Origin of the sequence: Actinosynnema pretiosum, from assembly GCF_024171695.1 — a bacterium.
GTDB classification, from domain to species: Bacteria; Actinomycetota; Actinomycetes; order Mycobacteriales; family Pseudonocardiaceae; genus Actinosynnema; species Actinosynnema pretiosum.
Map to the genome: position 1 here is coordinate 333,612 of NZ_JAMTCF010000010.1, position 9,698 is coordinate 343,309.

At 72.4% G+C, this 9,698-nt stretch carries 8 protein-coding genes; 6 read left to right on the forward strand and 2 right to left on the reverse strand.

Annotated features, from left to right (window positions below):
* Positions 1-57 precede the first annotated feature (57 nt).
* From LV78_RS22245 to LV78_RS40930, 3 genes are read left to right on the forward strand one after another with little or no spacing between them, the layout of a single operon-like run.
* Complete coding sequence (locus LV78_RS22245) at positions 58-966, forward strand: hypothetical protein (RefSeq protein WP_253847528.1); 909 nt, start codon at positions 58-60, stop codon at positions 964-966.
* Entirely contained in the window at positions 963-2,759 is a 1,797-nt protein-coding gene (locus LV78_RS22250) for an amino acid adenylation domain-containing protein (protein WP_253847529.1), read from the forward strand. Before LV78_RS22245 ends, LV78_RS22250 begins: the two co-directional genes overlap by 4 nt.
* Positions 2,756-3,904 carry a hypothetical protein gene (locus LV78_RS40930; protein WP_301307011.1) on the forward strand — a complete coding sequence of 383 codons (1,149 nt, stop codon included), beginning with the start codon at positions 2,756-2,758 and terminating at the stop codon, positions 3,902-3,904. Before LV78_RS22250 ends, LV78_RS40930 begins: the two co-directional genes overlap by 4 nt.
* Positions 3,905-3,969: 65 nt before the next feature.
* Here LV78_RS40930 and LV78_RS22260 read toward each other — a convergent pair whose 3' ends face one another.
* Complete coding sequence (locus LV78_RS22260) at positions 3,970-4,293, reverse strand: hypothetical protein (RefSeq protein WP_253847530.1); 324 nt, start codon at positions 4,291-4,293, stop codon at positions 3,970-3,972.
* A gap of 186 nt (positions 4,294-4,479) precedes the next feature.
* Between LV78_RS22260 and ctaD the strand changes: the two genes are divergently transcribed.
* The 3 genes from ctaD to LV78_RS22275 all read left to right on the forward strand — a co-directional run bounded on the left by ctaD (position 4,480) and on the right by LV78_RS22275 (position 9,283).
* Positions 4,480-6,288, forward strand: coding sequence for an aa3-type cytochrome oxidase subunit I (ctaD, locus tag LV78_RS22265; protein WP_253847531.1), 1,809 nt, complete (start codon positions 4,480-4,482; stop codon positions 6,286-6,288).
* A 448-nt stretch (positions 6,289-6,736) separates the two neighbouring features.
* The gene (locus tag LV78_RS22270) at positions 6,737-7,801 is read left to right on the forward strand and encodes a LuxE/PaaK family acyltransferase (RefSeq protein WP_253847532.1); all 1,065 of its coding nucleotides are present in this window, start codon (positions 6,737-6,739) and stop codon (positions 7,799-7,801) included.
* Positions 7,802-7,804: 3 nt separating this feature from the next.
* Positions 7,805-9,283, forward strand: a complete 1,479-nt coding sequence (locus LV78_RS22275) for an acyl-CoA reductase (protein ID WP_253847533.1) — start codon at positions 7,805-7,807, stop codon at positions 9,281-9,283.
* A 105-nt stretch (positions 9,284-9,388) separates the two neighbouring features.
* On the opposite strand, the gene LV78_RS22280 is transcribed toward LV78_RS22275, so the two are convergent.
* A partial coding sequence (locus LV78_RS22280) for a transposase (protein ID WP_253847534.1) occupies positions 9,389-9,698 on the reverse strand: 310 nt, incomplete at its 5' end.

Sequence of the window (9,698 nt, forward strand, 5' to 3'; positions counted from 1 at the left end):
GTGGATAGTCCGGCGGCGGACAGTTCGGGTCAGCCCGAATCACCACCATTTGTGATCGTGAGCGAGCAGACGAACAAGCCGACGGAAATGCCGTCGTACCACGCGATCCTGCTGGTGGACGTGAAGGACTTCAGCGGGATGAAGGGGCGCGACCACCCCGAGGTCGCCGCCGCGATCCCGGACATCCTCGCCAAGACGTTCGAGCGGTGCGCCCTGAAGTACGTGTGGATCTCCAAGCGCTACGGGGAGGGCACCGGCGACGGGTACGCGGCCACGTTCCCGCCGGAGTTCCTGCCCTACCTGCTCAACCCGTTCCTCGGGAGCCTCCAGGCCGAGCTCGACGACCGCGCCGAGGTCAGGACCCTGCCGCACGACCTGCGGATGCGGGTCACCGTGCACGTCGGACCGATCCCGCACGTCCCCGGCGACGAGTTCCGCTCCGGCACCGGGCCGACGCGGGTGGAGACGCAGCGGCTGGTGGACTGCGAGCCGGTGAAGAGCATCCTGGTCAGGTCGGGGCCCGCGACCAGGGTGGCCGCCGTGGTGTCCCGCAGGGTCTACCAGGACGCGGTCCTGTCCGGTTACTCCGCCGAGGACCCCAGCCTGTACGTCCCGGTGCAGGTCAAGCAGAAGACCTACGAGGACCTCGCCTACCTGCGGGTCCCCCTGTCCTCGGGCAGGGCGCTGCAGGAGGGCCTGCTGCCGCCCACCGACGACCCGGACGGCTCCCCCGGCACCGCCGCCACGCCCGAGCGGGGCGGCCGGTACTCGCACAACGAGTTCACCGGCGGCACGGCGGGCACCGTGCTGCAGGTCGGGTTCAACGAGGGCGGGGTGAACACCGGCCAGCAGCACACCTACAACACCGGCCGCGACAGCTACCACCACAGCGGCTCGGGTCCTCAGTTCAACCGCGGCGACGTGAAGCGGTACGAGGACCGGCGCGGGGAGCAGCGCGAGCCGTGAGCACGCACCACGAGATCCACCGGGACGGGTTCTTCCACAGCGGGACCGGTGACCAGCACAACTACTTCCACCCGGTCCGCCCGCGCCGCGACCCGCGCCTGGTCGCGCGCGGGCAGGTCGACTGGTTGGCGGCGCGGTTCGCCCCGCCTGAGGGGTTCCGCTCGGATGCGCTGGAGCGGCCCGGCGTGGTGGTGCTGGCGGCTGCCGAGGGCGCCGGGGCTCGCACGGCCGCGCTCATGCTGCTCACGGACAGCGGCAGGCTCGGCGCCAGCAGGTTGCGGGAGCTGTCCCTCGGCGACGAGGACGGCCAGGGGCTGAAGGCGTCCGACCTGGACGCCGAGGACCGGTTGCTGCTGGACCTGACCGAGACACCCGAGGAGCGCCTGCGGGAGCTGGGCGGGGCTCTGGAGCACCACCGGGCACTCGCCGAGGAGGCGGACGCCCGGTTGGTGCTCGTCGTGCGCGACACGCAGGTGCGGCTGCTGCCCCGGTCGCTGCTACCGCTGACGACCGAGCTCCGACCGCCGCCCGCGCGAGCGGTGCTGGCCGCGCACCTGCACCCCGAGGGGATCGAGCTTCCCCGATCGCTGCCTAGGGCACAGGCCGTCTACCTGACGCAGGCGTCGGTGCACGACGCGGGCGAGCTGGCCCGGCTGGTGCTGGCGGCGCGCGCGGCCGGTCCGGGGCTGTCGCTGGAGCGGTGGCTGGCCGAGGCGGTCGCAGCCTGGCGGCAGCGCGGTGAGCAGGCTCGCGCGCTGTTCGCCGAGCACGGGGGCAGCAACGAGCGGTCGTTGCTGATCGCCGCCGCGTTCCTGGACGGCGCCCCGCTGGCGGTGGTGTCCTCGGCCGACGCGGCGCTGCGCCACCGCACCGAGGTGCCTGCGGTGGAGGAGCCGCTGCACAGCCCGTACCTGCCCGACCGGCTGGCGGGGTTGGGCATGGAGGAGCGGGACCGGGCGGTGCGGTTCACCCGTCCGACGGTGGGCCGCGCGCTGCGGGAGCACTTCTGGACCTACTTCCCCCACCTGCACGAGACGGCGCTCGACTGGGTGACCGACGTCGCGGTGCGCAGCGGCCCGGACGGGGTGGCGATGGCCGAGCGGTTCACCGAGCAGGCGCTGGTCTCCGCGATCGCGCCCCGGTTGACCGCGCTGGCGGCGCACTGGGGCGAGGTGCGGCCGGAGCTGGCGATCCCGGTGCTCGCGGGCGGACTGGCCGACCTGCACCTCGGCGGGGAGTTCCGCAAGCACGTGTACGAGCAGGCCAAGTCGCACCGCACCTCGCCCGGCCACGCCCTGGCGCTGGTGGAGGTGTGCGTCGTGGAGATCGCGCCGCTGCGGCCGCGTCCCGCGCTGGTGCGGCTGCACCACCTGGCCAGGAGCACGAGCGAGGTGGTCCGCGCGCAGGCCGGGACCGCGTTGCGGGAGCTGGTGCGCGAGCGCCGGTTGGAGCGCTGGCTGCTCAACCGGCTGGCGCGCGAGGTGCAGCAGCTGCGGGTCGAGGACGCGCACCAGCTGGTCGGGCTCCGGGTGCCCGCCGGATCGGACGACGACCTGGTCGAGGTGTGGCGGCGGCTGTTCGCGCTGGAGGTCGAACGGCTGCCCGACGAGGTCGTGGCCGAGTGGGCGCTGCGGGAGCCGGGCGTGCTGGTGCGGGCCTGCGACCTGCGGATCGGACTGATGGACCGGCTTTACCTGCACGTCCGGAGGCGGGCGGGCGGGGAAGCCGCCGCCGTGCTGCTGCGGCACGTCGAAACCGCACTGGGAGTGACCGATGAGGGAGAAGAAGCGTGACCGGTAGCAAAACCCCGATCGCGGTGGCCGGGGCCGTCCTCCTGCTGCTGTTCTTGATCGGCTTGGCCGCGCAGTGGCATCCGCTGGTGTTCGTGCTGCTCACGATGGTCGCCCTTGGCTTGGGCATGTTCGCGATCTACCAGGGGTACGAAGAGCGGAACGGGCAGGAGCGGCAGCACGCCCTGATGGCCGAGGAGCACCGGGCGGCCCAGGCGAGGCGGGCGATGGAGGAGGCCGAGGCGATGCGGATCGCTCGGGAGAACGCCGCGCAGCTGGCGGCGGCACCCGTGCGGTCCAGCAGGGAGCTGACCGGGGTGGCGCTCCCCAGCGCGCTCCCGGAGTTCACGCTCGAATTCGCCTGCACCGTGCACTGGCGGGCCGCTCCGGACGTCCCGCACGCCGATCCCGGCGCGCTCGCGGTGGAGGAGGTGCTGCTGCGGGCTCGGACGTTCGCAGCGGGGGTCGCCCCGGAGGACGAGGTCGCCGGGCACTCGCTGGCGGTGGCGCTGGGCGCGGCCGTGCGGGACAAGCGCGGCCTGGTGGACCTGTGGGCGACCGGGGTGGTGCTGCGCGCACCGCTGGAGGAGCGAACGCGGCTGCTGCGGGCCCGCGCGGCGCACCAGGAGCACCACGTGTGGAAGCGGCAGGTCGAGGTGGAGCGGGAGGTGCGGGACTACTTCGAGCACGACGTGCTCTCCAGCTCCGGTGACGCACTGCTGTGGTGGCTGGCCAACAACCGGGACGCGGTGCGCGGCGCGGTCGACATGGTCGACCCGCTGACGCGGCTGTCCTCGGTGGCTCGGGGCGAGCAGGAGGCCCCGGTCGTGGTGGAGCCAGCCGGGTTCGTGGTGGACGCGGCCGGGGAAACCCGGATCGTGGACCTCCTGCCTGAGCCCGGTGAACCCGGCGGCACGCTGTTCGGGGCCAGTTCCTCGGACCTCCTGGACGCCCTGGAGCAGCCGGAGCGGGCCGAGCGGATGCGGGAGCGCTACGGGCTGCTGGACGTGCCCGAGGCTCGCGAGGCGCCCGCCGAGGACGCGCTGAGCCGGGCCGGTCTCAACGGGCACGGGCCGTCGACCAGCGGCACGTCGCCGAACGGCTCCGGACCCGAGGGCCCCTCCCCCGACGCCACCGCGCGCGACTGAGAGCTCACCCACCGCTCTCACCCCGCCGGCGCCGCCGCTCCCCCACCACGCGGTGAGCGGCGGCGCTAGCGCATGGACATGATCGACGAAGCGATGTACACCGACACCACCGCGCCCGCGAGCCCCAGGTACGGCATCCCCGCCCGAGGAGCCCCCCGTCCCGCCCACGTCCCCACGAACCCCACCAGCGCGAACACCGCCACCCCGGCCATCCCGATCACCATCGGCGCCCCGCCGTGCGCGCACGCGCCTCCCCCGGACGAGCCCGTGCAGCTCCCGGTCGGCGTGAACGCCATCACCGAGTAGAGGAACGCCAGTGGTGCGAACAGCCCCAGCAGGACTGTTCCGATGATCGCGAGAACCCTCGCACCCGAACTCTTGGACGGCACCGGACGAGTGTGCCCGCTGGGCCGCTCGGCCGCAGCCGGTTTGGTGCGAAGAGCCGCGTCCCCGGCACCACCGCGCCGCCCGCGATGACCATGGTCCCTGCCCTCCGGTGACTTTGTGCCCTGTCCGCCCCTGCGCGCGCGCGACGAACCTGAGCCGAGGTTGATCACACCGAATCAGGAGAGATCGTGACTGCGCTGTCCCCGACACCCGTCGACGTCCACCAGAGCCCCCCGACACGGGGTTCGAAGGGGGCGGCGCTGCTGCGGCTGTTCCACACCACCGACCACAAGCAGATCGGCGTGATGTACCTCGTCACGACGTTCTTCTTCTTCATGGTCGGCGGTGCGATGGCAATGCTCATCCGCAGCGAGCTGGCCGTTCCCGGACTGCAGTTCCTGTCCAACGAGCAGTACAACCAGATGTTCACCATGCACGGCACGGTGATGCTGCTGCTGTACGCCACCCCGAGCGTCTTCGCGTTCGCCAACTTCATCCTGCCGCTCCAGATCGGCGCGCCGGACGTCGCGTTCCCGCGGCTGAACGCGTTCTCGTACTGGTTGTTCCTCTTCGGCGGCCTGCTGATGCTCGGCGGGTTCCTGACGCCCGGCGGCGCGGCGGACTTCGGCTGGTTCGCGTACACCCCGCTGTCGCTGGCGAACTACTCGCCGGGCGCGGGCGCGAACATGTGGATCGTCGGCCTCGCGGTCGGCGGTCTGGGCACCATCCTCGGCGCGGTCAACATGATCACCACGATCGTGTGCCTGCGGGCCCCCGGCATGACCATGTGGCGGATGCCGATCTTCACCTGGAACATCCTCGTGACCAGCGTGCTGATCCTGGTGGTGTTCCCGATCCTGACGGCGGCGGGCTTCGGCCTGCTGGCCGACCGGCTGATCGGGGCGCACGTGTTCGACCCGGCCAACGGCGGGGTGGTGCTGTGGCAGCACATGTTCTGGTTCTTCGGCCACCCCGAGGTGTACATCCTGGCGCTGCCGTTCTTCGGCGTCGTGTCGGAGATCATCCCGGTGTTCTCCCGCAAGCCGATCTTCGGCTACCGAGGTCTGGTGTGGGCGACCATGTCGATCGCGGCGCTGTCGATCGCGGTGTGGGCGCACCACATGTACGCCACGGGCGCCGTGCTGCTGCCGTTCTTCGCGTTCATGACCTTCCTGGTCGCGGTGCCGACCGGTGTCAAGTTCTTCAACTGGATCGGCACCATGTGGAAGGGGACGATGACCTTCGAGTCCCCGATGCTGTTCTGCGTCGGGTTCCTGGTCACGTTCCTGTTCGGCGGTCTGTCCGGCGTGCTGCTGGCCTCCCCGCCGCTCGACTTCCACGTCTCCGACACCTACTTCGTGGTCGCCCACTTCCACTACGTGCTCTACGGGACCATCGTGTTCGCGACCTTCGCGGGCATCTACTTCTGGTTCCCGAAGATCACCGGTCGGATGCTGGACGAGGGGCTGGCCCGCTGGCACTTCTGGACCACGATGATCGGTTTCCACGCCACGTTCCTGGTGCAGCACTGGCTGGGCAACGAGGGCATGCCGCGCCGGTACGCGGACTACCTGGCGGCCGACGGGTTCACCACGCTCAACATCGTCTCGACGATCGGCTCGTACCTGCTCGGCGCCTCGACGCTGCCGTTCCTGTGGAACGTCTTCAAGAGCTACCGCTACGGCGAGCGCGTGACCGTGGACGACCCGTGGGGCTACGGCAACTCGCTGGAGTGGGCGACCTCCTGCCCGCCCCCGAGGCACAACTTCACCGAGCTGCCCCGGATCCGCAGCGAGCGACCGGCCTTCGAGCTGCACTACCCGCACATGGTGGAGCGGATGCGCAACGAGGCCCACGTGAGCTTCACCGGCCGCAGCAAGCACGTGGAGTCCGAGCTGGAGCCCGCCGCGATCTCCGCGGACCGGGGCGAGGGCGCCGACGGGGCGGGCAAGCCGTCCCCCGAGACGGACGACAAGGGCAAGCCGCTGTCCGACTAGGACGGTCAGGCGGGTCCGAACGCGCGGCACGACACCCAGGGGCGGTGACCGGAGGCGGTCACCGCCCCTGGGGCTGTGCGGGGGAAGGAGAAGTGGTACCGCCGAGGGGGGCCGGTGGTCCCAGGCTGTTCGCCAGGTGAACACGGGGCGAACTTGTGACCGGGGTCACACAATCCACTGACCGGAATCACGGGTAACACCGCATCCGCCCGTTTGCGCAGCCACCGTGAACCAGCCGCCGCACCCCCGCCGCGCCCGGTCGCCGACCCCCTTCGGCAGCCCGCACCGCCACCGCCGCTCGCCGCCTTGTTGCGGGTTCCCGGCCGCTGGTAGCTTGCCCGCGCCGCAGCGGTCCAGGGGGGCGGAAACGCACGGCGAGCTGCACTTATCCCCCGCACCCACACCTGTCCGCGCCCCCGCGCGGACCCCCGCTTCCTGGAGGCAGTCGATGACCGTTGCCCACGACGATCCGTACGTGGGACGGCTGTTCGAGGAGATCGCGACCCTGCTGGTCGACGGCGATGGCGACCCCGCGTCCATCCACGACCAGCTCCTCGAACTCGCGGAGGCCAACTCACCCGAGGTGGCCCGCTACTGGCGGCAGACCGGCAGGGGCGTCGGCATCCCCGACGTCGCGTACAAGTCCGGCGGCCCGCACCTGTTCCCCGACGAGACCCCCGTGCGCGTGTTCCGCACCAGCGGCACCACCGGCAGCACGCGCGGCGAGGTCCGCTACACCAAGCTCGGCCTGGAGCTCAAGCGCTTAGCCGTCACGGCGGGCGCGAAGCTCAACGTCGCCACCGGCGCCGAGCGCACCGCCGTGATCCGCTTCGCCCCGACCGAGGAAGACCAGCCGGGCATGGCCATCGCGTTCGACATGGCCCGCATCGAGGAGGAGGTCGGCGCGCCCGAGCTGAGCGGGTCGATCATCGGCCCGAGCGGCATGGAGCTGGACAAGCTCACCGCCATGCTCGACGCCGCCGTCGCCGAGGGCGTGCCCGTGGTGATGGTCGGCGCCACCTTCGCGTTCGTCAACGTCTGCGACGCCCTGCGCGGGCTGGGCCGCTCGTGGGAGCTGCCGCCCGGCTCCAAGGTCGTCGACGGCGGCGGCTTCAAGGGCCGCTCCCGCGTCATGGCCGTCCCGCAGCTGCGCGCCACCCTCACCGAGGTCTTCGGCGTCGTCGAGTTCGACAACATCTTCGGCATGACCGAGCTGGCCCACCAGCTGTTCAACGCCTCCCCCACCCAGCTCGGCCCGCTCGGCGAGAGCCCGAAGGTGTGGCGGCCGTGGGGCGGGGCGCGGCTGCGCGCCTCGGGCACCCGAGAGCTGATCACCGAGGGCCGGGGCCTGGTGGAGGTCACCGACCTGTGCCTGCTCGACCGCCCGTGCGCGGTGCTGACCGGTGACGTCGGCATCGGCTCCCCCGAGGGCGTGGCCATCGCGGGCCGCGTCGCCGGAGCCGCGAGCCGCGGCTGCTCCCTGTCGCTGGACGAGATGACCGGAGGACGCTGAACCGTGAACACCCCAGTCATCCCCAACACCACCGACGTCGACGACCTGGCCGCCGTGACCGGCGCCGAGCCGACCCCGGACGTGTCGTTCCAGCCGTCCTGGCTGGACACCGCCGCGCTGGAGCCGTTCACCCTGCGCTCGGGCGCCCGCGAGTGGCACGGCCTGCGCCCGGCCCCGCAGGACTGGGCCGAGGTCGGCGACGGCCTGCGCCGCGCCCACGAGGCCCTGCGCGCGATCCCGGTGCGCCGGATCGTCGCGGCCTTCGACACCGCCGCCGAGCTGTGGGCCAAGCGCGACTTCCCCGAGCGCCGCGACACCGTCCGCTCGGCCGCCGCGATCACCGGCATGTCCGAGGAGACCATCGACCGGGCGCTGGACGGCGAGCTGTCCGGGCTGCGCGCCGAGCACCTGCTGGCGGCGCTGGAGCGCGAGCTGGGCGTCCCGGAGGTGCTCGACGGCTTCGAGCGGGACGAGCGGCTGCGCGGCAGCACCACCGCGATCGGCCCCCGCGTCACCCTCGCGGTCTTCTCCGGGAACGTTCCCGGACTGCCGGTGCGCTCGCTGGTGCGCGCCCTGCTGGTCAAGTCCGCGCTGATCGCGAAGATCCCGGCCCGCGAGCCCAGCTTCACCGCCGCGTTCCTGCGCACCCTGCGCGAGGTCGAGCCGGTGGTCGCCGACGCCGTCGTCGCCGTCTACTGGGACCGCGACGACGAGGCCAACCAGTCGGCCGCGCTGGAGCAGGCCGACGCCGTCATCGCCTACGGCAGCGACGAGGCGTGCGCGGCGATCCGGGCCCGCGTCGCCCCGCACCAGGTCTACGAGCAGCACGGCCACAAGCTCTCGTTCGGCGTGGTCTCGCGCGCCTACCTCGCCGCCAACGGCGCCGCCGAGGTCGCCCGCCGCATCGCCGCCGACACCAGCGAGCTCAACCAGCACGCCTGCCTGTCCCCGCAGGTCTACCTGGTGGAGGCCGACCGCGAGGAGGCCAACGCGCTCGCGGGCCGGGTGGCCGAGGCGATGCGGGCCGCCGCCGCCGACTTCCCGCCCGGCGACGTGCCGCGCGAGGACGCGGTGATCGTGGAGCACCGCAGGCTCCTGGCGGGCTGGCGCGCCGCGTCCAGCGCGGACGCCGGGGTGTGGGTCTCCGAGGGCGACACCGACTGGACCGTCGTGCTGGACGACGCGCTGCTGCCGCTCAGCGGCGCGGGCAACCGGGTGGCGCGGCTGGTGGTGGTGCCGTCGCTGGCCGCCGCCGTGGACGCGGTGCGGCCGTACGCGAAGCACCTGCAGAACGTGGGGCTGGGCGCGGTCGGCGAGGAGTTCTGGCAGGTGTCGCGGGAGCTGGCCAGGCTCGGCGCGAGCCGGATCGCCGCCCCCGGCGCGATGATCGGCGCGTCGATGGTGTGGAAGCACGACGGGCAGCCGCGCATCGCCGGGCTGTTGCGCTGGTGCGACGTGGAGAACCACCCCGAGGTGGACTGAGCGCCGCCGCGCGGGTTCCCGCCCCGTCGAGGGCCGGGCGGGAACCCGCGCGGATCGATCAGGAACGGAGAAGCGGGTGTCGGGGGTCGGGCCTAGGGCCTGTCCTCAAAGCCAGATGAGCAGCGTGGCCAGGTCGAGCATGCCTCGATAGGACACGGCGGTCTTGTCGAAGCGGGTGGCGATGGCGCGGAACTGCTTGAGCCGGTTGAAGCAGCGTTCCACCACGTTGCGACGCTTGTAGGCGGCGCGGTCGAAGGTCGGCGGGCGTCCGCCGGCCCGGCCTCGGCGCAGCCGGTTGGCCCTCTGGTCGCGGCGTTCCGGGATGGTGGCCGGGATGCGGCGTCTGCGCAGGTAGGAGCGGATGGCGCGGCTGGAGTAGCCCTTGTCCGCGATCACCCGCCTCGGTCTGGTCGCC

What these genes read in the sequence shown, in the direction of transcription:
- LV78_RS22270 (WP_253847532.1), top strand. Translation starts at nt 6,737, where the DNA reads ATGACCGTTGCCCACGACGATCCGTACGTGGGACGGCTGTTCGAGGAG.